Raw genomic sequence first — 26,284 nt, 5'->3', positions numbered from 1 at the left:
TCGGCTGGAGCCGCCGCTGCCGCCGCGACCGTCGCCCACGCAGCGACCGGATGCCGCGGGCTCAGTCGCGGCCTACGACGCCGCCACCGCGTCACCCGCCGCCGCCGCGCCGCCCGCCGTCGCTGCGGCATCCGCAGCACCCGCGCGCAGCCGACGCCGCACGAGCAGCACTGCGGCGAGCACCGCGGCAAGGATCACCGCCAGGAGCGCATACAGACTCCACGGCATCGCCGCGACCGAGAACTCGGCCGTCACCGGCGCGAGCGGCGCGGCACCCAGGCCGACTGCCTCGGGCGTGAGCTCGATCGAGCCGGCGAGCCACCCGAGCGAGAACGTCGGCACCTCGCGCGCGACCTCCACGGTCGACCCCGGAAGCACCTCGGTCAGCTGGGTCGGTGCGGTACGCGCGCCGAACAGGCCCGCGGTGGCGACCGTCTCGGCCCCCGTCAGCCGTGTGTTGCCGGTGTTCGCGAGCGCGTACTCCACGACGAGGCGCCCAGAGTCGAACGGGTTCCAGGATGCCTCGTACCGGGCGGACATGCCGGACACGGCCACGGCCGGTGACAGCTCGCCCGCGACCCGGAGGTTGATGCGCGTGCCCAGGCGCCGGTCGACGGACAGTGTCGATGACGAGTCGGTGCTCGTGAGAGAGGTCACGATGCCCGCGGCATGGTCGCCGGGGCGGGCGTCGGAGGGGACCGTGACGGTGAAGGGCACCTCGGCGGACTCGCCCGGCGCCAGCGAGAGCGATGTCATGGCGACCGACACCCACGTCCCGGCGCCCTGCGACGGCTGCCCGTCGACGAGGACGTCGATCTCGCCGGTGGATGCCGTGAAGGCGTCGGCGGCATAGGCGGTGAGGGGGAGGGGCTCGGTGCCGGTGTTGACCACGGTCATCGCGTCGGAGATGACGGTCCCGGGTTCGACCACGTCGTACGTGAAGTTCGCGCGGCCCGTGCCCTGCGCGTTGTCGGCCGTCTGCACGGTCCAGGCGACACCGCCGTCGGCGGCCGTCGCGGCTGCGGGAGCGGCGATCGCGAGGAGAAGGGAGCCGATGAGGGCGAAGGGGAGAGGGCGTCGGAACACGGGCGGGCTTTCTGCGGGACGTGCGACGGGGACCCCGACGCGCGTCGGAGTCCCCGTCGGGTGGATTACTGCAGGGCGGTGATGGTGAGCTTCGCGGTGTAGTCGCCGGCCGGGGTCGTGCCGGGGATCACGAGCGACAGGTCGGCTCCGACAGTGGCGTTCGCGGCCGCGGTCGACGACGCGAGCACGCGCGACGCTCCGAGCCCCGTGCCGCCGAGGCGGGTCGACGCGACCTCGGCGCCGGCGGTGACGGTCTGCCCGGCCGTGACGAGCTTGGGCTTCCAGCCGAGCAGGTCGCTCGAGAACGAGCCGCCCGTGCTCGACGCGAAGTTTCCGACCTGGCCCGAGATGCTCCACGTGTACGGCGCGGTGCCCCCGGCGCGCGTGTCGGTCACGACGATGTTCGTGAGCGATCCGGATGCCGTGAAGTTCGCGCCGTCCTGGACGGCGGTGCCGAGGCTGGCCGGCGAGGTACCCTCGAACGCCCATCCGAACGAGCCGGTGGGGTTGTCGACCCAGTCCGGGACCTCGACGATCACGTCGGTCGACGAGGCGAAGGCGATCGGGGTGAACGTCTCGAAGGGGGCGTACACGGTGCCGCTGCCGGCGTAGGTGTAGATGCCGAAGTTCCCTGCGGCGAGGTTCTGCGCCTCGGTCGTGCTGAGGGCGAGATCGACCGAGAACGTGCCGTCGGCCTTCAGCTCGATCGCGCCGCTGTTCGCGCCGCCGATGGTCGCCATGCTGGCGGCCGGGACCGCCCACTTCTGCGCGATCACCGAACGGGCCGACGAGGCGGCCCCGGCCGAGGGCTTCCAGGCGTCGGCGAACTTGCCGAACACGACGTACGTTCCGCTGAAGGTCCCGGCCAGCGGCGGTCGCGTGCCGTTGGTGGCGGTGCCCGACGGCAGGAAGCCACTGCCCGAGACGGTGACCGTCTCACCCTGGGCGAGACCGCTGGTCTTCGAGACGGTGACGGTGGGAGCGGATGCCACGGGCGCGGCCGTGTAGGCGACCGAAAGCGCGCTCGCGGGCTTGCGCGCGTCGGCCGACCCGCCCGAGGAGTACCAGTACGAGCCCTGACCGGTCTTCACCTGGAAGTCGACGAACGACTGCGGGAAGGCTCCGGCGTTCGCGCCGGTGGTCACCTGGGCGACCGAGCCCTCGGGGACGGTGATCGTGCGACCGAGGTAGTCGGGGGTCACGGTGAATCCGGTGGGGGTCACGTCGACGCCGGTGAGGGTCGCGATGACCACGTTCGGCTCCGGGGTGAGGGTCTCGAACTTGTCGGGGTCGTCCATCGAGGTGCCGTAGCCGCCGAGGGTTGCGGTGACCGTTCCGGTGCCGTCGGGAGCGACGGTGAGCTTCGGGTCGGTGATCCACGAGCGGGTCATGCCCGAGTAGTACGCGGAGGTGAACGACCCGGTCCACTGGATCGTCGCGGTGTTGGCATCCACGTCGACCGTGCCGGAGCCGCCGGTGATCTCGGCGATGTGTCCCGAGTTCAGGCCGTTGCCCGAAGTGATGGTGGTGCCATTGGCATCCGTGCGCAGGCCCGCGAAGGTCGCCGTGGCATAGCTGCCGTCGGCCTGCTTCTTGAGGATTCGCGTGTTGCCGTCGCTCTGCTTCCAGTTCGACGCGGTGACGCGGTCGGCCGACGAGGTCGCCGTGACGATCCCCGCCGACAGCAGGTTGACCGTGCCGGGGGCGAAGGCGGCCGCGTTCGATTCGGCGTTGATGCCCCAGCGGAAGACGGCGCCGTCGACGGTGGTCTCGGCGGCGTGCGCGGGGGCGGCGACGAGAGCCCCGCCGAGGGCGATCGCCGCGGCGGCGAGGCTCGCGGTGGTCACGCGGGCGAACCGGCGTCTGTGCGTGGAGGAATCCACGTTCGTTCCCTTCTCCGCCCTCCGACGGGTCCCGACGGCAGGCCGCGGGTGCACCCGGTGGGTGCTGAAGGGCAGGTTAGGCTTACCTAAGCATGAAGTCGGCATCCAGGCAATGTTAAGGGTAGGCTCACCTTACTTGGAGGTACGTTCATGATCCGTCGAACGACTCGGGGCGTCGCCGCGCTCGCGCTCTTCGTGGCCGTCGCCGCAGGGCTCACCGCGTGCGACGCCGCCGGAACAGCTCACGGTGGTGGCCCGGCGGCCACGCCGCCGCTGGCCGAGGTCACGCCGCTCGCCGATCCCCTGTCGTGGGAGGGGCCGTCGACCGCTGTCGCGGCCGCCGCGCCGATCGTGCCGGTCACCGACGGTGCGCAGGTGCTGCCCGCGACGGTCACCGACTCGCAGGGCACGACCGTCACGGTGACCGACACCTCCCGCATCCTGACGCTCGACATCTACGGCTCGCTCTCGCGGATCGTCTTCGAGCTGGGGCTCGGCGACCAGGTGGTCGCGCGCGACATCTCGACGGGTTTCCCCGAGGCGGCGCACCTTCCGGTCGTCACCGAGAACGGCCATGACCTCAACGCCGAGGCGATCCTCGATGCGGCCCCCACGGTGATCCTGACCGACACGAGTCTCGGCCCGTGGGACACCATCCTGCAGATGCGGGATGCCGGCATCCCGGTCGTCGTGGTCGACTCGCACCGGTCGCTCGAGTCGGTCGGGTCGCTCATCGAGCAGGTCGGAGCGGCTCTGGGCGTACCCGAGCGGGCGGCGGCGCTCGCCGCGCGCAGCACTGCCGCCGTCGACGCGAAGATCGCGCAGATCGCCGCCGTCGCGCCGAGCGACCCCGCGCAGAAGCTCCGGATGATGTTCCTCTACGTCCGGGGACAGTCGGGCGTCTACTACCTGTTCGGCGAGGAGTCCGGGGCGGACAGTCTGATCGAGGCCCTCGGGGGCGTCGACGTCGCCGGTGAGATCGGCTGGAAAGGGATGCGCCCGATCACCGACGAGGCCCTCGTCGACGCGAACCCCGACCTGCTCATCATGATGACGAAGGGCCTCGAGTCGGTCGGCGGCGTGGACGGGCTCACCGAGCACCTGCCCGCGGTCGCCCAGACGGATGCCGGTCGCCACCGGCGCATCGTCGACATGTCCGACACGACGGTGCTGAGCTTCGGGCCCGCCGCCGCCGACGTGCTCGACGCGCTCGCCGTCGCCGTCTATGCGCCCGAGGCGGCGGGATGACGGCGGTCGCGGTCGCTCCCGTCGCCGCACCGAGACCCCGGGTCGGTGTGCGTGTCCCGGCGGTCTTCGGCTCGCTGTCCGTCGCCCTCGTGGTGCTCGTCGTCGTGTCGGCCGGGAGCGGGCAGCTCTCGATCCCACCCGATCAGGTCGTCGGCGCCTTCGCGCGCGCCTGGAACGAGGCGGTGCGCGGGATCGGTCTCGGCGTGCTGTCGGTCGCGCCGGGCGCGGCCATGGAGCACGTCAACGGCGAGGCCACCCTGTGGCTGATCCGGATGCCACGACTGCTCATGGCCGTGCTGGTGGGGGCGACGCTCGCCACGGCCGGGGTCGTCATGCAGGGCGTGTTCCGAAACCCGCTGGCCGAGCCCGGGGTCATCGGCATCTCGTCGGGAGCGGCGGTGGGGGCCTCGGCATCCATCGTCTTCGGGCTCACGTTCCTCGGGCCGCTCACCCTGCCGGCGCTCGCTTTCGCGGGGGGACTCGCCGCTACCGTCATCGTCTACGCCTCGGCGCGTGCCGACGGACGCACCGAGGTCGTCACCCTCGTGCTCACCGGGATCGCGGTCAACGCGATCGGCGGTGCCGCGATCGCGCTGTTCACCTACCTCGGCGCGACGCAGCAGCGCGAGCAGATCGTGTTCTGGCAGCTCGGCTCGCTCAATGGCACGCGCTGGGACGACCTCGCCGTCGTCGCGCCACTCGCCGTCGTCGGCATCGTCGCATGCCTGTTCTTCGCGGGAAGCCTCGACCTCCTCGCACTCGGCGAGCGGCAGGCCGAGCACCTCGGCGTGCGCGTGGAGCGGCTGCGCGTGATCGCGATCGTCGTGATCGCCCTGCTCACGTGCGCCGCGGTCGCCTTCTGCGGGATCATCGGCTTCGTGGGGCTCGTGGTGCCCCACCTCATGCGCATGGTCCTCGGCCCCGGCCACCGCCTGCTGCTTCCCGCGAGCGCCCTGGGCGGCGCAGTGCTGCTGCTCGCCGCCGACCTCGTCGCGCGCACCGCCGTACCCGGGTCGGAGCTGCCGATCGGCATGCTCACCGCCCTCATCGGCGGACCGTTCTTCTTCTGGCTCCTGCGCCGCACGCGCCGCCGGTCAGGGGGATGGGGATGACGGCCGTGCTGCGTGCGCGTGGGATCTCGGCCGAGGTCGGGGGTCGGTGCGTTCTCCACGACGTCGACCTCGACCTCGCCGCGGGAGAGATGGTCGTGCTCGTCGGTCCGAACGGCGCGGGCAAGTCGACGCTGCTGTCGGTGCTCGCGGGAGACCGCACCCCCGCGGCGGGATCCGTCGAGCTCGACGGGGCGGTGCTGGACTCGTGGCCCGTCGCCGAGCGGGCGCGCCGCCGGTCGGTGCTGACCCAGAGCAACGAGGTGTCGTTCCCGTTCGTCGTGCGCGACGTCGTGCGCATGGGGCGGGCGCCCTGGCGCCGGCATCCCGCCGCCGCGCGCGACGACGACGCGGTGGCCGAGGCGCTGGTCGCCGGTGAGGTGGAGGCCTTCGCCGACCGACCCGTCACCGGGCTCTCCGGCGGGGAACGCGCCCGCGCGGCGTTCGCGCGCTCGTACGCGCAGGAGTGCGCGATCGCGCTGCTCGACGAACCCACCGCGAGCCTCGACATCCGCCACCAGCACCGCGCGCTCGCCCGCACGCGCGAACGCGTGAATGCCGGGGGTGCCGCCATCGTCGTGCTGCACGATCTGGGGCTCGCCGCCGCCTACGCCGATCGCATCGTCCTGCTCGAGAACGGGCGGGTGGTCGCGGTCGGGCCGCCGCGCGACGTGCTCGATCCCGAGCTGCTCACGCGGGTGTATCGGCATCCGATCGACGTCATCGACGGGCCCCGCGGAACGCTGCTCGTCGTCGCCGACGCCTCGCCCCTGGCATCCCCCCTCCCCGGAGAACTCGTATGAACCGTCTGACTCGTCGTCTCGCCGCTCTCGCGACCGCGCTGACCCTGACCGTCGCGGGCGTCGTCGTCGCCGGAGCCCCGGCGTGGGCCGCCGGGACCGTGACGGTCACGGGGCCCGAGGGCACGGCATCCGCGAACCCCGATTACGCCACCGACGTGACCGTCTCGGGGTCGGGCTTCCAGTCGATCCCGAACGGCTTCGGCGGCATCTACGTGCTGTTCGGGTGGGTCGACGACCCGAGCGGCGGGTCGTGGCGCCCGAGCGCCGGGGGAGTGGTCGGTGCGGACTACCGGTACGTGCCCGACGCGGAATCCGCCGACAACAACGGGTACCAGCGCTTCCTGGCGTTCCCGGGCAGCCAGACCGAGAGCTCCGCGAACGGGACGCTCGGGGCCGACGGATCGTGGTCGGTGTCGATGGTGATTCCGGGGGCGGTCTACGAGAGCCAGGACCGCGAGGGCAACATCACTGAGGTCGATTGCCGACGCGTCACCTGCGGCATCATCACCATCGGCGCGCACGGGGTGAAGAACGCCAACAACGAGACGTTCACGCCGGTGTCGTTCGCGGCGGCTCCCGCGGCCGAGGCCCCCGCCGCCGCGAGCGCACCGGCCGCCGCGGGCTCCGTGCGCGTCGGCGTCGAGTCGGCGTCGGTCGCGGCGGGCACCTCGGTCGTCTTCACCGGTCAGGGCTTCACCCCCGGCGAGCAGGTCGTGGCCTCGCTCGACGGCGGTCTCACGGCCGTGGGCCCGCTCACCGCCGGGGCGCAGGGCGAGGTCGCCGCGGCGCTGCCCGTGCCGCGCGAGATCCGCGACGGAACGCACCTCATCACCCTGCGCGGGGCAGGATCGGGCGCGGTGGCCGAGACCGAGGTCGCCGTCAGCGGCGGGACCGCGGTGGCATCCGTCTCCGACGCGCCGACCGCTCCGACGTGGGTGCTCGTGCTGCTGCTGGCGTGCATCGCGCTGGCCGTGGCCTTGATCATCACGAGCATCGTGACCGCGATCGTGCGCGCTCGCGCGCGGCGTCGCGCGAAGCGGGAGCGCGCGGCTGCCGCGACGGGACGGACGGATGCCGTGCCGGCGGGCACCCTCGCCACGCCCGGCACCGCGTCTTCCGGTGTCGCACCGCCTTCCGCCGCGCCGGCCTCGGCCATTGCTGCACCTCCCGCAGCCGCGGCTGCCGCTGCCGCTCCGGTGTCGCCCGTCGTCGTGAACGATGCGAGGTCGGCGGGCGGAAGGGTCGCCTCTCCCGACGCGCCGACCGACCTCCTGCCGACGGGGACGCCGCGATGAGGGCGCGCACCGTGCTGCGGGCCGCTCTCGCGGCCGCCCTGCTGCTGGGGTTCGGTGCGGCTCCCGCCGCGGCGGCCGGTCCGGACGATGTCATCGTCACGGTGCCCGGGCCCGGCGGCGACCCCGGGGGCGGAGACGGCACCATCGTCGATGCGCAACTGCGGTGGGGGGTGAACGCCGAGTCCGGCGGCGGAGCCTTCGCCGGGGGCTGCAACTTCCTCAGCGCCGGTGTCGCCGGCGACGCGGGAGGCGCCCGGGTCTGGGGCGAGAGCGATGGCCTCTACCGTGCCGAGGATGGTCGGGTGCGCATCGAGAAGCCGACGGCGGGAGGCCAGTGGACGACCGCCTCGTGGGCCACCAAGTGCCAGGATCCGACGGGCGCGCCGGTGTCGGTCGCCTCGACCGCGAGCACCACCGGAAACCAGGTCGTCATCGACGGTGGCACGGGCACGCGCCGCGACGGAGCGCTCGACATCCGGTGGTCGGGCTCGTTCACCGTCGTGTTCTACGGGGGCATGACCTACTGGAGCGTGACGGACCCGCAGCTCACCCTCGACGCGGCGGGCAACGGTCAGCTCACGGCGAGCGCGAGCGGCTACGGCACCTCGATGGACGACATGACGAAGTGGAGCCCGATCGCTGCGCAGACCATCGTGCTGGCCGACATCCGCGCAGCCGACCTCTCCGGCACCGGCGGCTTCACCGTCACGCCGCAGTACCTCGGTGTCTTGAGCGTTGGCGCGGGGCAGGTCGCACGCTCAGGGACGAACGAGGCGTACTGGGGATCGTTCCCGCAGTCCTTCGTCGACTTCCACCGCGTGACGGGGCAACAGGGGTATTGGCTCACGACGGGCGGAGTCCGGGATGCCGCGAAGCCGGCGTCGCCGCTCACGGTCAGCTACTCGTCGGCAGCGCCGGTCGCCGTGCCGCCCTCGGCCGGCACGGGAGCCGCTCCCGCGGGCGCACCGAGCAACCCGCTGCGGCGCGCGCCGGGGGCGATCGCCGCCGCCGCACCGCTGCAGCAGTTCCTGCCGGTCGCGGCACCGCTGACGACACAGCCGCAGGCGGCGGGGCTGGTCCCCGAGTCGCGGCGGAGCCTCTCACCGCTCGTGGTGCCCCTGCTCGGCTCCGCCGCCGCGCTCGGGCTGGCGATCATCGCGGTGCTGAGCATGATGCGGGCGTTCCCGTGGCAGCGCCCGGCGCGCGTCGCCTGAGGTTTCGCGGCGGTAGGTCGGGGGGTTGGTGTGCACAACTCCTGAGACGCGCACCGGCGAACCCGTCACCGCTGCATGATTCCGCGAACAGGCCCAGCCGCCACTGCCATTTCACCGGAGTTTCGCACCACCTATCGGCGCGACCTCTCCGTCTTCCCGCGTCGGGCGTGCCGACGCGGAAGGCTGGGGCCCCGCGCCGCCGGGTGTCGCGAGGCCGGCGCGACGCCGGAGGCTCGGGTTTGACGCCCCGCGCCACCCGGCGTGCACAACGCAGGACATCCGCGGCACCGCGGCCGGCCCACCGCGGGATCACGTCGATCGGGCGTGCCGCGGCACCGGGCTTCCTGCGTCGTGTACCTTGCCACCGCTAGGGGGAGGCGAGCGCGGCGAGCTCGGAGCGGGAGACGGCCCCGGCCTTGCGCAGCAGATTCGACACGTGGAACTTCACGGTGTTCTCCGTGATGCCGAGCCGCTCGGCGATCGCGCGGTTGCGGGCCCCCGAGGCGACGAGGCGCAGGACATCGCGCTCGCGTGGGCTCAGGGGCACGCGATCGTCGAGGAGCTCCGGTGCGGCCGGGGGATCCAGGGGGAGACGCACCGAGAGATCGGAGCCCCACCCCGCCGTCGACGACACGGCGAACGATCCGCCGAGAGCCGCCACGCGCTCGACGATCGGGCGCAGCGAGTCGTCGTGCGCGGTCAGTTCGCCGCGCCCGTCATCGCGGATGCCGATCAGTAGGTTCAGGCCGTCGCAGTCCCACTGGATGCGCACGCGCGAGGTCTCTCCCTGGTCGACGAACGCGAGCACCGCACTGCGCACGATGGCCCTCGCCGTGTGGGCGACCTCGCCCGGAAGCGCTCTCCCTGACGCCGGCGGCTCGACGAACTGCAGGTCGAGGTCGCCGTGGCGCACCAGGGGGCGCAGATCGCTCCGCAAGCGCGCGAAGGCACCCGTCACCGGCTCGATCATGCTGTCGCGCTGTTCGTCCGTTGAGGTGCGGAGGCCGACGAGCGCTCCCGCCGCCACGTCGGTCGCGAGCGCACGGGCAGCGCGGTCGTCGAGTTTGCGCGAGCGAAGGATCGCGAGGATCGACTCGAGCGTGACCGCGTGACGGTCCGCTTGTTCCGCCACGGTGCGCGCGTGGTCCAGGATCAGCTGCCGGGTGGCAGGGGAGGGGAGGGCGGCGGTCGGTTGAGCCGCGTCCTCGTCGCCCCCGCGGCTTCCGGGTTCGGTTTCGGATGCCGCGAGATCGGGCGCGCGGTCGAGGAGCGCGTCGTCGTGAGTGGGCGTTCTCGACATGAACGGAACTATACGCGTCCCGCAGACCTCCCCTTTCGGGTAGGTGGGCTGTGCGACCGGGGAGCGGCACGGTCGCGACGGTCAGGCGAGCATGGTCGAGTGGCCACCCCCGATGTCGACGCTCCCACAGCCCTCGCCCTCATCGCGAGCGAGATCGCCACCGGGGTGGACCGTCTGATCGGCGACGCCTCTGCGGCGGATGCCGCTTCCCTCGACGATCTGGCGGATCTCGTGGCGGGGGCCGAACGTGTCTTCGTGATGGGTGCGGGCCGCTCCGGGCTCGCGCTGCGCATGACGGCGATGAGGCTCATGCACCTCGGACTCCCCGTGTTCGTGGCGGGCGAGGTCACCACTCCGGCGATCGGCGAGGGCGATCTGCTCCTGGTCGCGAGCGGATCCGGTACTACCAGCGGCATCGTGCGCGCAGCCGAGATCGCTGTCGCGGCCGGCGCGCGCGTGGCCGTCATCACCACGGCATCCGAATCTCCTCTTTCGGCTCTGTCCACGGTGGCCGTGGTGATCCCCGCCGCGGCGAAGCGAGACCGCTCCGAGAGCGCGAGCGCGCAGTACGCCGGCAGCCTCTTCGAGCAGATCGTCGTGCTGGTCGGCGATGCCCTCTTCCACACGCTGTGGAAGCGCTCGGGCGCGAGCGCCGACGACCTCTGGCCGCGCCACGCCAACCTCGAATGACCTCGCTCCCTTCGAGCTCTCGACTCAGCGGCGGCACCCGGCCGCCCTGCTCACCCCGATAAGGACACGATGAAACTGCAGTTCGCCATGGACACGCTCACCACCGAGGCCGCCCTCGAGCTCGCCGCCGCCGCGGCGCCGCACGTCGACATCCTCGAGCTCGGCACGCCGCTCATCAAGAGCGCCGGACTGTCGGCGATCACCGCCGTGAAGCAGGCCCACCCCGACAAGATCGTCTTCGCCGATCTGAAGACGATGGATGCCGGAGAGCTCGAGGCGGACATCGCCTTCACCGCCGGTGCCGACCTGATCACGGTGCTCGGCTCGGCGGGTGACAGCACCATCGCCGGTGCCGTCAAGGCGGCCAAGGCGCACGGCAAGGGAGTGGTCGTCGACCTGATCGGCGTCGCCGACAAGCCGCAGCGGGCGCGCGAGGTCGTCGCCCTCGGTGCCGAGTTCGTCGAGATGCACGCCGGGCTCGACGAGCAGGCCGAGGAGGGCTTCACCTTCTCGACCCTCCTCGACGACGGCAAGGCCTCGGGCGTGCCCTTCTCGGTCGCCGGCGGCATCAACGCCGACACGATCCCGTCGGTGCGTGACTCGGGTGCCGTGGTCGCCGTGGCCGGCGGCGCGATCTACGGCGCGCCCGACGTGGGCGCTGCGGCTGCCGCTCTGCGCGCCGCGATCGCCTGATCGACCGCCAACAGCTGAGCGCCCCTCCTTTCGAGGAGGGGCGCTTTGGGTTTTGAGGAGCGAAACCCCTCAGGTGCCGGCTTCGACATGCCGGTCGACCGACTGCAGCGCCGGTGCCTGGCGGAGCATCCGGCGCAGCAGAGAGTTCAGCAGCTCGACCTCGTCGGGTCGGAACTCTGCCAGCACGATCTCCTGTCCCCGCAGGGAGACCGGCAGCATCTCGTCGTGCAGCGCGGCTCCGGCGGCCGTGAGGTACATCGGACGTGAGCCGCGCGGGCCGTCACTCAGCACGATCAGGCTGCGGGCGACGAGCGTGCTGACACTGCGAGATATCAGGGCGGGATTGAGCACGAGGAACTCGGACACGTCTTTGGCGGTCGCGCCCGGCTTTGTCGCCAGGGCCGACAGTACGCGCCACTCGTTGGTGCCGAGCGAAAAGCGGCTGCGCAGCTCGGCCGACTCCCGGCTCACGAGCGCGTTGGACAGGATCGACACGAGTCGAGGCGTGAAGTTCTCGGGGTCGACGATGCGATCGAGCGGTGCCGTCACGACGTCGAGGGTGTCGAACTGCGGGGGTACGGGCTTCGTCATTGAGCGGTCACCCTCCTTCCATTGTCGGTAGGGCCGGGGTATCGAAAGACCCTACGCCCCCCTCTCAGCACGTTACCAAGGTTTTATATCTCTAGTGCTTTACATGTAAACGAGATTGTGGTTCTCTAATGCCGCGGATGAGCAGAGCAGCTCGATCCCGACCCGAAGAACACGCGCCGCTCAGGAAGAGCGCCGTAAGCCATGCGATCAATGAGGAGGCAGGCGATGACAGTCGACGAACGCCGAGACACCCGACGCCCGAGTGTCAGCGAACTGGAAGACACCGCTTTCGAGCTGCGGACCAAGCTCCTGCAGCTGTGCGGAACGTACGAGGGTGCCGTGCACATCGGAGGCGATCTCTCCGCCGCCGACATCTTCACCGCCCTCTTCAGCTACGGCCTGGACGTCGACCCGTCCGACATCTCGAGCCCGACCCGAGACCGATTCGTGCTGAGCAAGGGGCACGCGGCGGTCTGCATGTACATCGCGATGGCGATCCGCGGGTTCTTCGACTACGACGACATCGTCCGCACCTACGGTCAGCTCGACAGCGCGTTCGGCATGCACCCCTGCAAGGTGCAGCTGCCCGGGGTGGAGTGCTCGACGGGGTCGCTCGGGCACGGACTGCCCATCGCGGTCGGCATGGCGCTGAGCGCGCGCGGTCGCGGCGAGGCCCACCGCGTCTTCTGCCTGCTCGGTGACGGAGAGACTGGCGAAGGGTCGGTCTGGGAGGCCGTCATGTCGGGGCGCAGCCAGAAGCTCGGCAACCTCGTCGCCCTCGTCGACCGCAACCGGCAGCTCATGACGAGCTTCGCCGAGGAGCGCGTGCTCTTCGAGCCCTACCCCGACAAATGGCGCGCGTTCGGGTGGAACGTCGTCGAGATCGACGGGCACGACATGAGCGAGCTCGTCGCCGCCATCGACGCGCTCCCGGATGCCGACAGCGAGGTGCCCACGGTCATCATCTGCGAGACCGTCAAGGGCAAGGGCGTCGACTTCATGGAGCGCAACCTCGCCTGGCACGCCGGCTCCCTCGGCGCGGCCGACCTGGAGCGGGCCCTCGCCTCCCTCGCCGCCAACCGTTCGTCCTCCAACGGATCGGAGCTCAACTGATGCCTGTCACCTTCACCTTCGGCGAGATGTTCTCGGCCCGCTCGGTCATCGGCACGACCCTGGCCGAGCTCGGCGACGACCACCCGAACCTCTGGGTGCTCACCCCCGACATCGGTGCCACCCTCCTGGAGTTCCGCGAGAAGTTCCCCAACCGCTTCATCGACGTGGGGCTCGCCGAGCAGGCGTGCGTCGGAATCGCTGCCGGACTCGCGTACGACGGCAACATCCCCGTCGTCTCGGGCATGCTCCCCTTCCTCAGCATGCGCGCGCTCGAACAGGTGCGCAGCGACATCTGCTACCCCAACCTGCCGGTGAAGATCATCGGCACGCACGGCGGTCTCGTCGGCAACGGCGGCTCGACCCACTACGCGGTCGAAGACCTGGCGCTGATGTGCGCGCTGACGAACATGACCGTCACTTCCGTCGGCGACCCGCTCATGGTGGGCGAGATCCTGCGCCAGTCGATGTCGATGCCGGGGCCACTGTACGTCCGTCTCGCGGTCGGCAAGAAGGACCGAGTGCTCTACGCCGAGGGCGAGCACGACATCCGCATCGGCAAAGGCATCGTCGCCCGCGACGGGAGCGACGTCACCGTCTTCACCCACGGCACGACGGTTGCTCAGGCGCTGGATGCCGCCGAGCAGCTCGCCGACGAGGGCATCTCGGTTCGTGTCGTCGACATGTTCACCCTCAAGCCGCTCGACGACGCGCTCGTGCTGCGCTGCGCCGACGAGACGGGTGGTCGATTCGTCGTGTTGGAGGACCACCTGGCCTACGGCGGACTGGCTTCGCGGATCTCTGACGTCATCGCGGATCGCGGTGTGCACCTGCGCTCCTTCGAGCGTCTCGGCATCCCCCAGGTCTACGCCGGCTTCGGCGACGACGAGGAGCTCCGCGACAAGCACGGCTACGGACTCGTCCACACCCTCGACGCCCTCCGCCGCGCGGCTCGCGTCTGACCCGCTGCTCATGGGAGACGAGAGATGAAGACCATAGCCGTCACGAAGGTCGGGCATCTTCAAGATGCCGATCTCGATGCTCGCGGTCGGATCGAGGTCGTGGACTTCCCCGAACCCGAACTCGGCCCGGAAGACGTGCGCGTGCGCGTCGCCTACTCCGCGATCTGCGGATCCGACCCGCACATCGCCGCGGGATTCTTCGGCGACGACGTGCCCATCGGACTCGGACACGAGCTGTCGGGCGTCGTCGAGGCCCTCGGCGAACGGGCGCACCGCAACGGGCTCGCCATCGGAGATCGTGTCGCCGGCAACTTCCTGCGGTTCTGCGGGACCTGCCCCCCGTGCAGGGAAGGGCGGCAGCAGTTCTGCCGGTTCATCCAGGAGTACAACCGTCCCGGCATGGCCGAGACCGTGACCTGGCACGAGTCGCAGGTCTACAAACTGCCCGACAGCGTCTCCTTGCTCGAGGGCTGCCTGCTCGAACCCACCTCCGTGGCGGTGCGCATCGCCGACAAGACCAACATGCGCGTCGGCGACCGCGTCGTCGTCTGCGGCGGCGGACCCATCGGCCAGCTGTGCCTGCAGGTGATGAAGCGCTTCGGTGCCACCTCCCTCACCATGATCGAGCCGCTCGCCGATCGCCGCACCATGGCGCGGCGATCAGGTGCCGACTACGTGATCGACCCGATTCACGAGAACCAGCACGCGGTGGCGATGGATCTCACCGAGGAGCGTGGCTACGACGTGGTCATCGACGCATCCGGTTCCACCCGTGCCACGCAAAGCCTGCTCGACCTCGCCGCGCAGGGCGGCACGGTGATCTACGGGGCGCAGTACCCCCACGACTACGACATGCCGCTGAACCTCACGCGATACCTCTACCTGCGCGAGCTCACGCTGACCGGTCTCTTCGTCTCGCCCTACGCCTTTCCGCGGGCGTTGCAGGTGCTGCCCTCCCTCGATCTGGGCGAGCTCACGCGTGCCGTGTTCGACATCGACGATGCCGCGCGCGCGTTCGACGAGCACCTGAGCGGACGTCACCCGAAGGTCGTCATCCGCTGCAACCCCGACCTGGAAGGACAGCTGTCATGACCGGTGTCGCCCAGACGGCGACGGCATACGCTCTCGAGGGCGTCGACGTCGTGAAGTCGTTCGACGGCGTGCACGCGTTGCAAAGGGTGAACCTTCAGGTGCGCGCGGGAGAGATCCACGCGCTGCTCGGCGAAAACGGAGCAGGAAAGTCCACACTCATCAAGGTGCTCACGGGGCTGTACACCGCGGACGGCGGCCGGATCGAGCGGGGCGGACAGCCCGTGGAGTTCGCGGGAGTGCGGGCCGCCCACCGGGCCGGGATCGTCGCTCTCTACCAGGAGCTGTCGATCATCCCCACGATCAGCGTCGCCGAGAACATCCTCCTGGGCGACGAGACGCCGCGCAGGGGCCTGTTCGTCGACCGCCGTGCGCTGCTGCGCCGCGCGGGCGAGCAGCTCGCCCGTCTCAACCAGCGCATCCCGCTCGGGAAGCTCGCCGGGCACCTCTCGCCCGTGCAACAGACGATGGTCGCGGTCGCGCGAGCCCTGGCCACCGACGCGCGGGTGCTCATCCTCGACGAGCCCACGGCATCCCTCACCGACATCGAGATCCGCGACCTGTTCACGGTGCTCCGGGCGCTGCGCGAAGACGGCGTCGCGATCGTCTACGTGTCGCACCGGCTCGAGGAGGTCTTCGAGCTCTGCGACCGGCTGACCATCATGCGCAACGGCCGCACGATCACCACGCGCGATGTCGCCGACATCACCGTCGACGAGGTCATCTCGACCATGGTGGGGCGCAAGGCGGATGAGCTGTTCCCCGACCGGGGCACCGCCACCTCCACCGTGACCCTCGCGGTCTCGGGCCTGACCGGCCGACGGGTGTCCGACATCAGCTTCGAGGCCCACGCGGGGGAGGTGCTCGGCATCGGCGGGCTGGCCGGTGCGGGGCGGAGCGAGGTGATGCGCATCCTCTCCGGTGCGCAGAAGCGCGCCGCCGGCGAGATCCGTCTCGACGGGGTCGAGCTCACACGGCCGGGGGTGGGTCCGGCGCTCGCAGCCGGCATCGCCCTCGTGCCCGAGGAACGCCGCACACAGGGCGTCATGGTGGGAGCTCCCATCCAAGACAACATCGCCCTGGCCAACCTCGGGACCGTCTCGAAGGCCGGATGGGTCTCACGCGCCCAGATCACCGAGCTCGCGCAGCGTTCGCTCCGCGACCTGCAGATCAAAGCGCGCGGGCCCCGACAGCCCGTCGGCCAGCTCTCGGGGGGAAACCAGCAGAAGGTCGTGCTGGCCAAGATGCTGGCGCGCGCTCCCCGCGTCCTGTTGATGGACGAGCCCACCCGTGGCATCGACGTCGGTACCAAAGCGGAGATCTACCGCCTGATCCGCCAGCTCGCTTCGACCGGAACGACCGTCATCTTGGTCTCCTCCGAACTGCCCGAACTGATCGGCGTCAGCGATCGCATCCTCATCATGCACGAGGGACGACTGACCGCCGACGTCCCGGCCGCCACGGCCGACGACGAATCCCTCTTGTCCTACTGCTACGGAAGGGTGGCATGACATGCCCGAAACCCAGACGCTGTCCACGGCGATGACGCCGCAGGAGCGCACCCCGATCGCCCAGCTCCTCTGGCAGGGCGGCACCGTGCTGGCCCTGATCGTGCTCATCGTGTTCTTCACGATCGTGCGCCCCGACGTGTTCCCCAGCTTCACGAACGTGCGCAACATCTTCGAGCAGGTCGCGATCCTCACCATCATCGCCGCGGCTCAGACGCTCGTGATGGTCGTGGGCGACTTCGACCTGTCGGTCGGCACCAACGCCACGCTGTCGGGCGCGATCGCCACGGCTCTGATGATCGGAGGGACGCCGGTTCCCCTCGCCATCCTCGTGGCGCTCGCCGCGGGTGCCCTGGTCGGTGCTGTCAACGGCGTGCTCGTCGCGTACGTGAAGCTGTCGGCCTTCGTCGCGACGCTGGCGACCATGACCACCGTGGGAGGCCTGGCGTACATCGTCACCAACGGCACGACCCTTTACGGCATGCCCGAGGAGTTCTTCTGGATCGGGCAGGGACGAGTGCTCGGGATGCCGATGCCGGTGGTGTTCGCGCTGCTGATCGCGGCGCTGGTGTGGGTGGTGCTGCGCTTCACGACCTTCGGGCGTCGGCTCTACGCGGTCGGCGGCAACGCCGAGGTGGCGCGACTGTCGGGTGTCAACGTGCGTCGCGCCCGCCTGCTCGCTTTCACCTTCGCGGGGCTGGGCTCCGCGGTCGGCGGAATCGTGCTGGTCAGCCGCCTCGGAAGTGCGAGCTCCGCCAGCGCAAACAACTACATGCTGCTGGCCATCGCCGCCGTGTTCCTCGGCATGACGATCCTGAAGTCCGGCCAGGCGAACCTCGGCGGGACCCTCGTGGGCGTCGGCATCATCGGCGTGCTGAGCAACGGCCTGAACATCCTCGGCGTCAACACCTACGTGCAGCAGGTGCTGACCGGCCTCATCATCATCGCCGCCGTCACCCTGTCGGCGCTCAAAGCCCGCGACGCGTAGACGTCGCGAAGAGTGACGGACGCCTGGTCCGTCGCTCAGAAGAAAGACGAACACCCCGATCACCACACGCGTGATCACGAACACCAATGAATGGGAGCACCGAGATGTTCAAGAAGATTCTCGCCTTCGGCGCCATTGTCGTCGCCGCCGGCGTGAGTATCGTCGGCTGCGCGGGCGGTGCCGCCTCCGCAGGCGGAGGCGACACCTTCAAGGTCATCGCCTTCACACAGGGCTACGGCACGCCCGTGGGCAAGTCGACCACCGACGCCTTCGTCGAGCAGGCCAAGGGCCTCGGCTGGGACGTCACCCTGTACACGAATGAGTCGTACGACCAGCTCAACAACGACGTGGCGGCGGCGATCAGCCAGGGAGCGGATGCCGTGTTCGCCGGATTCCCCGACCCTCGCCAGATCAGCCCGATCGTGCGGGCGGCGAAGGATGCGGACATCCCGATCTTCTCCGTCGACGGCGGTGTGGAGCCCAACGCCGACTTCGCGATCGATGTGACGACCAACCAGCAGCAGATCGCCGACGACACCGTGGGTGCGCTCGACGAGGCCATGGGCGGTCTCAAGGGCAAGAACGTCATGATCATCGGGCACGACCCGCACATCGGCATCATGACGCGCAGTCACATGGCGGAGGACCTGCTCAAGGCTGCGGGCGCAAACATCGCCGGCGGCGAGATCAAGCAGATCCTGCAGCCCGGTTCGTCGCAAGAGGAGTCGCTGAAGTTCGTGGCCGACTACCTGCAGGCCAACCCCAACGGCCTCGACGGCGTGTGGGTCGGGTTCGACCACGCCGCGCTGGGCGCTGTGCAGGCGATCAACGAGGCCGGCCGCGACGACATCTACGTCACCGGCGTCGACGCGATCGGTGCGGCCGTCGAGCAGATCGAGAAGGGCGGGCCGTTCTACGCGACGGTCGTACAGCCTTTCGACGAGGTTCTCGGCGACGTGGTCGCCGCGATGCAGGCGTACGCGAAGGACGGAACCCGCCCGTCCGAGAACTTCGTCGAGGTCGACGTGACACTGGTGGATCGCGCCAACGCCGCGACCATCACCCCGACCGACGCCAAGTGACCACGAGGACGGGCGGGTGCGCCCGCCCGTCCTCGCCCCTTCATGCACTCTGCTGAGAAAGGCGCAACGATGCGACTGAAAGACAAGACCGCCCTCATCACGGGCGGCGCGAGCGGGATCGGCCGCGCGACCGTGGAGAAGTTCGTCCGCGAGGGCGCTCGCGTGATGATCGTCGACCGCGACCTCGAACGGGCGCAGGCGACGGCGAACGAGATCGCCGGTGCTGACGCCGGTTCCGAGACCGTGGCCGCCTTCGGTGCCGACGTGTCGGTCCTCGCCGAGGTGGAAGCCGCCGTGCAGGCCACGGTCGAGACGTTCGGACGCCTCGACATCATCTTCAACAACGCCGGCATTGCCGGAGGACGCCGGCTGCTCGAGCACGACCCCGCGGTGGACTACGACCCGATCGTGCGCATCGACCAGGACGGCGTCTACCACGGCATCCTCGCGGCCGGGCGTCAGTTCCGCGCACAGGGAACCGGCGGCGTGATCATCAGCACGTCGTCCATCTACGGCGAGCAGGCTGCCGAGGTCGCCTTCGCCTACAGCGCGGCCAAGGCCGCGGTCATCTCCTTCACCCGGTCCGCGGCCTACGAGCTCGCCGAGTACGGCGTGCGCGCGGTCGCGATCACCCCGGGGCGGGTGCGCACACCGATCATCAACCAGTTCAGCGACGAGCTGCGTGACACCTTCGCCGCTGAGCAGCTGCGCGGTGTGCTCACCGAGCCCGAGGAGATCGCGAACGTGGTCGCGTTCTTGGCATCCGACGAGGCCAACGTCATCAACGGCACCGTGGTGCACGTCGATGACGGGTACTCCGTCTTCAAGCAGCGGCTGGACCTGCCGGATTTCTGACATGAATCAGGTTCTGCCTCTCGAGCTCGACGCTGCGTGCCACCTGAACGTCTTCGTCGCGACCATGGACGACGACGGGGTCGAGGCGGCGCTGGACACCATCGCCGAGGCCGGCTTCCGACGCGTGGTGCTTCCTCCCCTGGATCCGGATGCCACTGATCTCGACCGCGTCCGGCGGCTGCTGCAGGGCGCGCACCTCGCCCCGATCACGATCGCCGGTCAAGACCCCTCCGCCGACGTCAGCTCCGACGACGAGGACGTGCGGGCTCGCGGCATCCAGGTGCTTCACGCGGCGCTCGACCTCACCGTCGCGCTCGGCGGGGATCAGATGAACGGCGTGCCCTACGGGTTGCTCGGACACGCGCGTGCCCTCCCCGACCCGGGACGCGTGGAGCGGATCGCGCGCGACATCGGCATCGTGGCGGACCGCGCCGCCGCGGAGGGGGTCACCATGACCCTCGAGGTGCTGAACCGGTACGAGACCAACGTCGTCAACACCGCGGCGGATGCCATGGACTTCGTCGCGCGCAGCGGGAGCGAGAATCTGTTCCTTCATCTCGACACCTTCCACATGGCGATCGAGGAAGAGAGCATGCGCGGCGCGATCCGCACCGCGTTGCCCAGACTCCGCTACCTCGAACTCGGCCAATCGGGTCGCGGCGTCTTCGGAGACGGTGCGGTCGACATCGAGGGCGTCGTGAGGGACGCTCTCGACGAGGGCTACGAGGGGCGTTGGGGTGTCGAGTCGTTCTCGCGTCCCGGCATCCCCGAGGCGGTCGCCGACATGCTCGCCGTGTGGCGGCGCACCTTCGATCGCGGTGCCGACGTGGTCGAAGGTGTCGTGCCCCGCATCCGCCGCGGGTGGGCGGCGAGCGTCGTCGGGCGCCGTGTCCGCCGACTGGAACGCATCGAACCGGCCGCCGCGCGGTGAGCGACGGCCGGGAACACTCACGAACAGGAACAAGGAGAACACCATGTCAACGATGACCGTGACCACCGAGACGCTGATCGACCCCGCCGTCTTCGAGGAGAGGATCTTCCTCGACGGACAGTGGGTTCCCGGGGGTGGAGGGTCGATCCCCTCGATCGAGCCCGCGACCGGAGAGACTCTCGCGCAGGTCGGCATGGGTGATGCCGCCGATGTCGCCCGGGCCGCCGAGGGCGCGCAGCGCGCGCAGAAGGAGTGGGCCGCCCTGCCGCACCCGGCGCGGGCCCAGGTCTTGCGTCGCGCGGGAGAACTGTGGGAGCAGTACGCCGACGAGATCGGCGGGTGGAACGTGCGCGAGGTCGGCGCGATCCCGCCCCTGGCCGGCTTCGCGCTGCACGTCACCGCTGCCGAGTGCTACGAAGCGGCGTCCCTGCCGTCGGCACCGCTCGGCCAGGTGCTCTCGAGCGAGCAGCCGCGTCTCTCGCTCGCCGAGCAGGTGCCGGTGGGCGTGGTGGGCGTGATCTCGCCGTTCAACGTGCCGCTGATCCTCGGCATCCGTGCCGTGGCACCCGCCCTGGCTCTCGGCAACGCCGTCATCCTCAAGCCCGACCCGCGCACCGTCATCACCGGCGGTGTGGCGATGGTGCGCATCTTCGAAGAGGCCGGGCTGCCGGCGGGCGTCCTACAGCTGGTCCCGGGTGGTGCCGAGGTGGGCGAGGCTCTCGTCAGCGACCCCCGGGTGCGGGTCATCGCGTTCACCGGGTCGACCCGCGCGGGGCGCGCGGTCGGCGAGCTGGCCGGTCGCCACCTCACGCGCGCGCACCTCGAGCTCGGGGGGAACTCGGCGTTCATTGTGCGCGCCGACGCCGATGTCGACAAGGCGGTGAACCTCGCGACGTGGGGCTCGTTCCTGCACCAGGGTCAGATTTGCATGACCGTCGGCCGTCACATCGTGCACGAGTCGCTGTTCGACGAGTACGTCGACAAGCTTGCGGCCAAGGCCGAGTCGATGCACGTCGGCGATCCCGCCGCCGGTCCCGCGCACCTGGGCCCGCTGATCGACGAGGTGCAGCGTGATCGCGTGCACTCCCTCGTTCAGGATGCCGTGGCACAGGGGGCCGAACTGCGCGCGGGCGGCACCTACGACCGGCTCTTCTACCGGCCGACGGTGCTGGCGAACACACCCCGCACAGCGTCTGCCTACTGCGACGAGGTCTTCGGCCCCGTCGCCTCGGTCGTCTCGTACGCGACCGACGACGAGGCTGTCGCCCTGGCCTCGGACACCGAGTACGGGCTCTCGCTCGGCATCGTCACGGCCGACGCCTTCGCGGGCCTCGAACTCGCGCGCCGCATTCCCACGGGGATCGTCCACGTCAACGACCAGACGGTCAACGACGAGGCCAACGCGCCGTTCGGCGGCGTCGGAAGCTCGGGCACGGGTTCTCGCCACGGCGGGGCGAGCGCCAACATCGAGGCGTTCACCGAGACGCGGTGGATCACCGTCCGGCGCGAGCCGGGTCAGTACCCCCTCTGAGGGCGGAGGGGGCCGGTGTGGGGCCGGCCCCCTTTTTCGTCTCTTTGCGGCGGATTCGCGCCGACCCGCCCGAGATGTCGGTGGCCACGCCTAGGGTGAGGCCATGGAATTCGGCATCTTCGTCCCGCAGGGCTGGCGCTTCGACCTCGTCGGCATCGATCCGAGTGAGCACTGGCGCGTCATGAATGCGCTCGCGCAGAGCGCCGACGACGGCCCCTGGACCTCGCTGTGGGTCTACGACCACTTCCACACGACGCCCGTCCCCAGCGCCGAGGCGACGCACGAAGCCTGGACGCTGATGGCGGCCTTCGCCGCCGCGACCGATCGGGTGCGTCTGGGCCAGATGTGCACGTGCATGGGCTACCGCAACCCGGCCTACCTCGCGAAGGTCGCGGCGACGGTCGATGCGATCTCCGGCGGTCGTGCCGAGATGGGCATCGGAGGCGGGTGGTACGAGCACGAGTGGCGCGCCTACGGCTACGGCTTCCCGCCGATCGCCGAGCGCCTCGGGCGCCTTCGCGAGGGTGTCGAGATCATGCACCAGGCCTGGACCACGGGCGAGGCGACCCTGGCGGGGAAGTACTACGAGGTCGACGGCGCCATCGTGCAGCCGAAGCCGCTCCAGGAGGGCGGCATCCCGCTGTGGATCGCGGGCGGCGGCGAGAAGGTGACCCTGAAGATCGCGGCGAAGTACGCGTCGTACACGAACTTCGGCGGCTCGATCGAGGAGTTCGAGCACAAGACCGCGGTGCTGCGCGGTCACTGCGAGGCACTCGGCCGCGATGCGAGCGAGATCACGCAGTCCACCAACTTCAACACGATCGTCGCCGCGACCGAGGCCGAGGCCGAGGAACGTCTTGCCGCCGTCGTCGCCCGGCTCCGTCCGCACGTGGGCGATGAGCGAGCGGATGCCATCGAAGCCGACTACCGCGCCTCCGACGGCTTCGGCACGCCCGAGCGAATCGTCGAGCGCCTGCGCGAACGTGCCGCACACGGCCTCGGCTACGCGATCCACTACTTCCCCGAGGCGGCCTACGACACCTCCGGCATCTCGCTGTTCGAACGCGAGGTGATTCCGGCGCTCTGATCCTTCCTCTCCGCCGGGCGCGGGGCGCGGGGCTCGCGCGAGCACCGTCGCGCGGCGCCGCGGAATCGGATCAGCGCATCGGAATCGGAACGCCGCGACTGTGGCGTCCGATTCCGATGCGTGTGTCCGATCTCGGTGCGCTTCCCGCTCCGGGATGCGCGTGTCCGCGTCGCGCGGCCTCGTCCGCGATGCGCGCGCTCACGCTGCGCGACCTCCCGCCCGATGCGTGCAGACCGTGCCGCGCGCCGACGTCACACCAGCGGCGCCACGTCGGCGTACGCGTCGGTCTCGACGAACGGGACGGATGCCGCGCCGTCGAACACCCGCGCCCGTCGTGCCGTGGCATCCCACGCGGGCCAGCCAGGATCGCCGTCGCGCGCGAATGCAACGGCCGCCCCGTGCAGCTGCGCGGCGAGGCTTCGCGGAGGCGCATCCCCGGCGATCGCGGTGACCCCCTCCGCATCGAGGTGGTCGAACCAGAACGGCACGTCGAGGCAGTGGCACGCGGTGCCGAACACGGGCGACGGCCACGCGAAGCGGTAGACCCAGGTGGGCGCGACACCCCGCGTCCGAGCGACCCGCAACACGGTCGCCCGGATCACCCGGTCCGTCGCGTATCCGCCGAGAACCGCCGCGGCGCCCCGTCGCCGCGTGCGCGCGAGGTACGCACGGCGACGCGACCGCCCGAGACCCAGCACGGCCAACGCGAGCGACACGGGCACGAACCGCAGCAGGCCGCGGTAGCGAGCGGTGAGCATCGTGAACTCGTCGTCGGTCGAGCCGATCACGAGCGGCACGCCCGTCTCCTCGGCGAGCACGTCGAGCGGATGCCGCGGCAGGAGATCTCCATCGATCACCGGTCCGAGCGGCAGCCCGTCGTCGAGCAGCGCGGTCAGCGAGGCGATCACGCGTCCGCGCGGGGGCTTCCCGGCGGTCTTCTGCAGCTCGACCAGTCGTTCCTCCGGAACGGCCGCGAACCCGTCACGGTCGGCCGACACCCCCGCGAGTTCCGCCACACGCGCGGCGAAGCGTCGAGCGGCGTCGGCGGGCACCGCCCCGATCGCCGGTGAGATCGCCATCGCCCCGTGGAAGAGCCCGGATGCCGCGGGGCTCGCCATCAGCGCGAGCACCGACCCGCCGCCCGCCGACTGCCCCGCGACGGTGACGCGCGCCGGGTCGCCGCCGAACGCGCCGATCTCGTCCTGCACCCACCGGAGGGCGGCGATCTGATCCCTCAGCCCGCGGTTCGAGGGCGCGCCGTCGATGAGCCCGAACCCGTCGAAGCCGATCCGGTACGAGATCACGACCGTCACGACTCCGTCGCGCGCGAACGCGTCACCGTCGTACCACCGGCTCGCGGGCGACCCCGAGGTGTAGCCGCCGCCGTGTATCCACACGAGCACGGGGAGGGTGGCATCTGGATCCCGATCCGCGGGGGTGAAGACGTTGACGTTCAGCGTGGCATCGCCGGGCACACTCGGCTCGGGGATGAGGGTGATGCCGGCGTCACCCCGCTGTGCCGTCGGCCCGTACGCGGTCGCGTCGCGCTCGCCGTCCCAGGGGACGACGGGCGCCGGGGCGCCGAAGCGAAGGGGCCCCACGGGCGCCTGGGCGAACGGGATGCCGAGGAACACCGCCGTGCTGCCGCGCCGGAACCCGCGCACGGTTCCCTTCGAGGTGACGGCGAGCACGGTGGCATCCATTCCCCCATCCTGCCCGGTCGGGCTCACGCGCGAGCGGTGTGCCACCAGCGCAGGACGCGCAGCGCGAAGAACGTCAGCCAGCGCGACGGTTCTCCGGCCGGGACGTCGACGGCGAACCATTCCGCCCCCTCGAGCGGGGAGGCCTGATGCCACGTGCCGTCGGTGTCGCGCGAGGCGCGCACCCGGTCGATCGCTTCGGCCAAGCGCGGGTCGGGCTCGGTGCCGTCGCGTTCGGACGCGGCGCGGAAGTGGTCGAGGGCGCGGAGCGCGCTGTAGCGAAAACGGAACGGATAGCCCAGGTGATGCGCCCACGCGTGCCGCTCTCCGGTCGACAGCCGGTACAGCAGCCTCCGCTCGAGCAGGTACTCCTCCCCGCCTTTCCGGGCCGCGTGCAGCTCGGGGGTGCCGCCGGTGCGCCACTCGTCGTCGAGGATCGCGATCACGGAGTTCAGCGTGGAGTGGAACGACGACTTCGTCGCCCCGTCCACCCACTCGCAGTTCCAGCCGCCGTCACCGAGCTGATGCTCGACGAACCAGTTCCGGATGCCACTGACATCCGCCCCCAACCACGCTCCGCTCGCGAGGGTGAAGGCGTTGATGCACGCGTCGACCTCTCCGCCCCAGAAGGGCAGGTCGTCGTACTCCCAGCGGATGTTGCGGTCGATGAGCTCGACGGTGTCGGGGCGGAGGGCCTCGGCATCCACTCCCCATTCGCGGAGGCTCATCAGCGACCACGACGTCGCGGTCCACGGCTGGGGATCACCCCACTGGAAGCCGGCCGGGAAGTGCGCACCGCCGGCCCAGAGCCCGTCCTCGCCCTGCGCGGCGAGGAGCTGCGCCCCGAACCCCTCGTGCGCCACCCGGGCGCGCGTGGCTCGCCACTGCTCCTCGGGGGCGTCGAGCAGGTCGCGCTCGACCTTCCATCGCAAAGCCGGGTCGCTGTCGGCCAGCCAGGCGAGGACGTCGTCGTCGGTCATCCGGGCAGGTTACGCCCGTAGCCGCGGTGCGTACAGGTCCCGCGTGGGATGCGTGCCCCGGGGTCGGGCGAGGTGCGGAGCCGGGATCGGGCGAGGTGCGGGGCAGGGATCGGGCGAGGTGGGGCGCTGGGACCGGGCGAGGTGCGTGCCCCCGGGCGTCCGGCTCCGGGTGCGCGCGGCCGCGATGCGCGCCCGACGGCGCTGTCTGGGAGTGCAGCGTCCGGCGCGTCTGTCGGGGTGGGCATAAACGCGATTCGCGCACGGAAACACGTGGAAAGCGCGTTTATGCGAGTGGAGAGCGTTTATGCGCGGGGTTCGGTCGGCGTGGCTGCGCGCCGGGCCGTTCGGGCTGCGCGCCGGGCTGGTTGGGCGGCGCGCTGGGCTGGTTGTGCGGTGGCGCGCGGCCGGGTGGGCGTCACGCGCGGCGGCGCGGTTGCCGTGAGCAGCAGCCGGCGCGTCTCGCATAAACGCGATTCGCGCACGGAAACACGTGGAGAGCGCGTTTATGCGAGTGGATCGCGTTTATGCGCCCCGCCCCCGCCCCGCACC

Annotated in this window: 23 protein-coding genes; 17 read left to right on the top strand and 6 right to left on the bottom strand. The window is 70.7% G+C overall.

Features of this window, described 5'->3' with window-relative positions:
• Positions 1-72 precede the first annotated feature (72 nt).
• Entirely contained in the window at positions 73-1,086 is a 1,014-nt protein-coding gene (locus tag AB0O24_RS08380; RefSeq protein WP_363373998.1) for a DUF916 domain-containing protein, read from the bottom strand.
• Between the two features lie 65 nt (positions 1,087-1,151).
• Complete coding sequence (locus AB0O24_RS08375; RefSeq protein ID WP_363373995.1) at positions 1,152-2,933, bottom strand: hypothetical protein; 1,782 nt, start codon at positions 2,931-2,933, stop codon at positions 1,152-1,154.
• A gap of 186 nt (positions 2,934-3,119) precedes the next feature.
• Here AB0O24_RS08375 and AB0O24_RS08370 point away from each other — a divergent pair, with 186 nt between their 5' ends.
• The 5 genes from AB0O24_RS08370 to AB0O24_RS08350 are packed head-to-tail and all read left to right on the top strand — an operon-like array spanning position 3,120 to position 8,638.
• Positions 3,120-4,217: an ABC transporter substrate-binding protein gene (locus tag AB0O24_RS08370; protein ID WP_275800020.1), complete on the top strand. Its 1,098-nt coding sequence runs from the start codon at positions 3,120-3,122 to the stop codon at positions 4,215-4,217.
• Positions 4,214-5,329 carry an iron ABC transporter permease gene (locus tag AB0O24_RS08365; RefSeq protein ID WP_363373992.1) on the top strand — a complete coding sequence of 372 codons (1,116 nt, stop codon included), beginning with the start codon at positions 4,214-4,216 and terminating at the stop codon, positions 5,327-5,329. Before AB0O24_RS08370 ends, AB0O24_RS08365 begins: the two co-directional genes overlap by 4 nt.
• Positions 5,326-6,129, top strand: coding sequence for a heme ABC transporter ATP-binding protein (locus tag AB0O24_RS08360; protein WP_363373988.1), 804 nt, complete (start codon positions 5,326-5,328; stop codon positions 6,127-6,129). Before AB0O24_RS08365 ends, AB0O24_RS08360 begins: the two co-directional genes overlap by 4 nt.
• Entirely contained in the window at positions 6,126-7,424 is a 1,299-nt protein-coding gene (locus tag AB0O24_RS08355; RefSeq protein WP_363373987.1) for a hypothetical protein, read from the top strand. The genes AB0O24_RS08360 and AB0O24_RS08355 overlap by 4 nt, the downstream gene beginning before the upstream one ends.
• Entirely contained in the window at positions 7,421-8,638 is a 1,218-nt protein-coding gene (locus tag AB0O24_RS08350; protein ID WP_307384769.1) for a hypothetical protein, read from the top strand. Before AB0O24_RS08355 ends, AB0O24_RS08350 begins: the two co-directional genes overlap by 4 nt.
• Positions 8,639-9,005: 367 nt before the next feature.
• Here the strand turns inward: AB0O24_RS08350 and AB0O24_RS08345 are convergent, their stop codons facing one another.
• Positions 9,006-9,938, bottom strand: a complete 933-nt coding sequence (locus tag AB0O24_RS08345) for a LuxR C-terminal-related transcriptional regulator (RefSeq protein WP_363373983.1) — start codon at positions 9,936-9,938, stop codon at positions 9,006-9,008.
• Positions 9,939-10,103: 165 nt separating this feature from the next.
• On the opposite strand from AB0O24_RS08345, the gene hxlB reads away from it, so the two are divergent.
• Both hxlB and hxlA read left to right on the top strand, forming a co-directional pair.
• Complete coding sequence (gene hxlB / locus AB0O24_RS08340) at positions 10,104-10,628, top strand: 6-phospho-3-hexuloisomerase (protein WP_363374080.1); 525 nt, start codon at positions 10,104-10,106, stop codon at positions 10,626-10,628.
• A 69-nt stretch (positions 10,629-10,697) separates the two neighbouring features.
• Positions 10,698-11,321, top strand: a complete 624-nt coding sequence (gene hxlA, locus AB0O24_RS08335) for a 3-hexulose-6-phosphate synthase (protein ID WP_275800031.1) — start codon at positions 10,698-10,700, stop codon at positions 11,319-11,321.
• A gap of 69 nt (positions 11,322-11,390) precedes the next feature.
• Here the strand turns inward: hxlA and AB0O24_RS08330 are convergent, their stop codons facing one another.
• Complete coding sequence (locus tag AB0O24_RS08330; protein WP_275801739.1) at positions 11,391-11,912, bottom strand: MarR family winged helix-turn-helix transcriptional regulator; 522 nt, start codon at positions 11,910-11,912, stop codon at positions 11,391-11,393.
• A gap of 225 nt (positions 11,913-12,137) precedes the next feature.
• On the opposite strand from AB0O24_RS08330, the gene AB0O24_RS08325 reads away from it, so the two are divergent.
• The 10 genes from AB0O24_RS08325 to AB0O24_RS08280 all read left to right on the top strand — a co-directional run bounded on the left by AB0O24_RS08325 (position 12,138) and on the right by AB0O24_RS08280 (position 23,055).
• Positions 12,138-13,025, top strand: coding sequence for a transketolase (locus AB0O24_RS08325; protein WP_275801738.1), 888 nt, complete (start codon positions 12,138-12,140; stop codon positions 13,023-13,025).
• On the top strand, positions 13,025-13,984 hold the full coding sequence (locus AB0O24_RS08320) for a transketolase C-terminal domain-containing protein (RefSeq protein WP_363373979.1): 960 nt from the start codon (positions 13,025-13,027) through the stop codon (positions 13,982-13,984). The genes AB0O24_RS08325 and AB0O24_RS08320 overlap by 1 nt, the downstream gene beginning before the upstream one ends.
• A 24-nt stretch (positions 13,985-14,008) precedes the next feature.
• Positions 14,009-15,076 (top strand): alcohol dehydrogenase catalytic domain-containing protein, encoded by a 1,068-nt coding sequence (locus AB0O24_RS08315; RefSeq protein ID WP_275801736.1) that lies wholly within the window; start codon positions 14,009-14,011, stop codon positions 15,074-15,076.
• Positions 15,073-16,584 carry a sugar ABC transporter ATP-binding protein gene (locus AB0O24_RS08310; protein WP_275801734.1) on the top strand — a complete coding sequence of 504 codons (1,512 nt, stop codon included), beginning with the start codon at positions 15,073-15,075 and terminating at the stop codon, positions 16,582-16,584. The genes AB0O24_RS08315 and AB0O24_RS08310 overlap by 4 nt, the downstream gene beginning before the upstream one ends.
• 1 nt (position 16,585) lies before the next feature.
• The gene (locus tag AB0O24_RS08305; RefSeq protein WP_275801733.1) at positions 16,586-17,569 is read left to right on the top strand and encodes an ABC transporter permease; all 984 of its coding nucleotides are present in this window, start codon (positions 16,586-16,588) and stop codon (positions 17,567-17,569) included.
• A 104-nt stretch (positions 17,570-17,673) separates the two neighbouring features.
• Positions 17,674-18,651 (top strand): sugar ABC transporter substrate-binding protein, encoded by a 978-nt coding sequence (locus AB0O24_RS08300; RefSeq protein ID WP_275801732.1) that lies wholly within the window; start codon positions 17,674-17,676, stop codon positions 18,649-18,651.
• A 69-nt stretch (positions 18,652-18,720) separates the two neighbouring features.
• On the top strand, positions 18,721-19,506 hold the full coding sequence (locus tag AB0O24_RS08295; protein ID WP_275801731.1) for an SDR family oxidoreductase: 786 nt from the start codon (positions 18,721-18,723) through the stop codon (positions 19,504-19,506).
• A gap of 1 nt (position 19,507) precedes the next feature.
• Positions 19,508-20,437, top strand: a complete 930-nt coding sequence (locus tag AB0O24_RS08290; RefSeq protein WP_275801730.1) for a sugar phosphate isomerase/epimerase family protein — start codon at positions 19,508-19,510, stop codon at positions 20,435-20,437.
• 43 nt (positions 20,438-20,480) lie between these two features.
• Positions 20,481-21,968 carry an aldehyde dehydrogenase family protein gene (locus AB0O24_RS08285; RefSeq protein ID WP_275801729.1) on the top strand — a complete coding sequence of 496 codons (1,488 nt, stop codon included), beginning with the start codon at positions 20,481-20,483 and terminating at the stop codon, positions 21,966-21,968.
• Between the two features lie 103 nt (positions 21,969-22,071).
• Positions 22,072-23,055: an LLM class F420-dependent oxidoreductase gene (locus AB0O24_RS08280; protein ID WP_363373973.1), complete on the top strand. Its 984-nt coding sequence runs from the start codon at positions 22,072-22,074 to the stop codon at positions 23,053-23,055.
• Between the two features lie 251 nt (positions 23,056-23,306).
• Here the strand turns inward: AB0O24_RS08280 and AB0O24_RS08275 are convergent, their stop codons facing one another.
• Positions 23,307-24,758 carry a carboxylesterase family protein gene (locus tag AB0O24_RS08275; RefSeq protein ID WP_363373971.1) on the bottom strand — a complete coding sequence of 484 codons (1,452 nt, stop codon included), beginning with the start codon at positions 24,756-24,758 and terminating at the stop codon, positions 23,307-23,309.
• A gap of 23 nt (positions 24,759-24,781) precedes the next feature.
• Positions 24,782-25,735: a squalene cyclase gene (locus tag AB0O24_RS08270; protein WP_363373968.1), complete on the bottom strand. Its 954-nt coding sequence runs from the start codon at positions 25,733-25,735 to the stop codon at positions 24,782-24,784.
• Between the last annotated feature and the right edge of the window lie 549 nt (positions 25,736-26,284).

It is taken from the genome of Microbacterium sp. NPDC086615 (assembly GCF_040686055.1).
Lineage (GTDB): Bacteria > Actinomycetota > Actinomycetes > Actinomycetales > Microbacteriaceae > Microbacterium.
The sequence above is the reverse complement of the archived record's forward strand: the minus strand, read 5'-3'. Positions and strand labels throughout refer to the sequence as shown.

What these genes read in the sequence shown, in the direction of transcription:
- AB0O24_RS08325 (WP_275801738.1), top strand. Translation starts at nt 12,138, where the DNA reads ATGACAGTCGACGAACGCCGAGACACCCGACGCCCGAGTGTCAGCGAA.
- AB0O24_RS08300 (WP_275801732.1), top strand. Translation starts at nt 17,674, where the DNA reads ATGTTCAAGAAGATTCTCGCCTTCGGCGCCATTGTCGTCGCCGCCGGC.
- AB0O24_RS08370 (WP_275800020.1), top strand. Translation starts at nt 3,120, where the DNA reads ATGATCCGTCGAACGACTCGGGGCGTCGCCGCGCTCGCGCTCTTCGTG.
- AB0O24_RS08365 (WP_363373992.1), top strand. Translation starts at nt 4,214, where the DNA reads ATGACGGCGGTCGCGGTCGCTCCCGTCGCCGCACCGAGACCCCGGGTC.
- AB0O24_RS08330 (WP_275801739.1), bottom strand. Translation starts at nt 11,912, where the DNA reads ATGACGAAGCCCGTACCCCCGCAGTTCGACACCCTCGACGTCGTGACG.
- AB0O24_RS08345 (WP_363373983.1), bottom strand. Translation starts at nt 9,938, where the DNA reads ATGTCGAGAACGCCCACTCACGACGACGCGCTCCTCGACCGCGCGCCC.
- AB0O24_RS08275 (WP_363373971.1), bottom strand. Translation starts at nt 24,758, where the DNA reads ATGGATGCCACCGTGCTCGCCGTCACCTCGAAGGGAACCGTGCGCGGG.
- AB0O24_RS08280 (WP_363373973.1), top strand. Translation starts at nt 22,072, where the DNA reads ATGGAATTCGGCATCTTCGTCCCGCAGGGCTGGCGCTTCGACCTCGTC.
- AB0O24_RS08295 (WP_275801731.1), top strand. Translation starts at nt 18,721, where the DNA reads ATGCGACTGAAAGACAAGACCGCCCTCATCACGGGCGGCGCGAGCGGG.
- AB0O24_RS08350 (WP_307384769.1), top strand. Translation starts at nt 7,421, where the DNA reads ATGAGGGCGCGCACCGTGCTGCGGGCCGCTCTCGCGGCCGCCCTGCTG.
- hxlA (WP_275800031.1), top strand. Translation starts at nt 10,698, where the DNA reads ATGAAACTGCAGTTCGCCATGGACACGCTCACCACCGAGGCCGCCCTC.
- AB0O24_RS08320 (WP_363373979.1), top strand. Translation starts at nt 13,025, where the DNA reads ATGCCTGTCACCTTCACCTTCGGCGAGATGTTCTCGGCCCGCTCGGTC.
- AB0O24_RS08305 (WP_275801733.1), top strand. Translation starts at nt 16,586, where the DNA reads ATGCCCGAAACCCAGACGCTGTCCACGGCGATGACGCCGCAGGAGCGC.
- AB0O24_RS08270 (WP_363373968.1), bottom strand. Translation starts at nt 25,735, where the DNA reads ATGACCGACGACGACGTCCTCGCCTGGCTGGCCGACAGCGACCCGGCT.
- AB0O24_RS08360 (WP_363373988.1), top strand. Translation starts at nt 5,326, where the DNA reads ATGACGGCCGTGCTGCGTGCGCGTGGGATCTCGGCCGAGGTCGGGGGT.
- AB0O24_RS08310 (WP_275801734.1), top strand. Translation starts at nt 15,073, where the DNA reads ATGACCGGTGTCGCCCAGACGGCGACGGCATACGCTCTCGAGGGCGTC.
- AB0O24_RS08290 (WP_275801730.1), top strand. Translation starts at nt 19,508, where the DNA reads ATGAATCAGGTTCTGCCTCTCGAGCTCGACGCTGCGTGCCACCTGAAC.
- AB0O24_RS08285 (WP_275801729.1), top strand. Translation starts at nt 20,481, where the DNA reads ATGTCAACGATGACCGTGACCACCGAGACGCTGATCGACCCCGCCGTC.
- AB0O24_RS08355 (WP_363373987.1), top strand. Translation starts at nt 6,126, where the DNA reads ATGAACCGTCTGACTCGTCGTCTCGCCGCTCTCGCGACCGCGCTGACC.
- AB0O24_RS08315 (WP_275801736.1), top strand. Translation starts at nt 14,009, where the DNA reads ATGAAGACCATAGCCGTCACGAAGGTCGGGCATCTTCAAGATGCCGAT.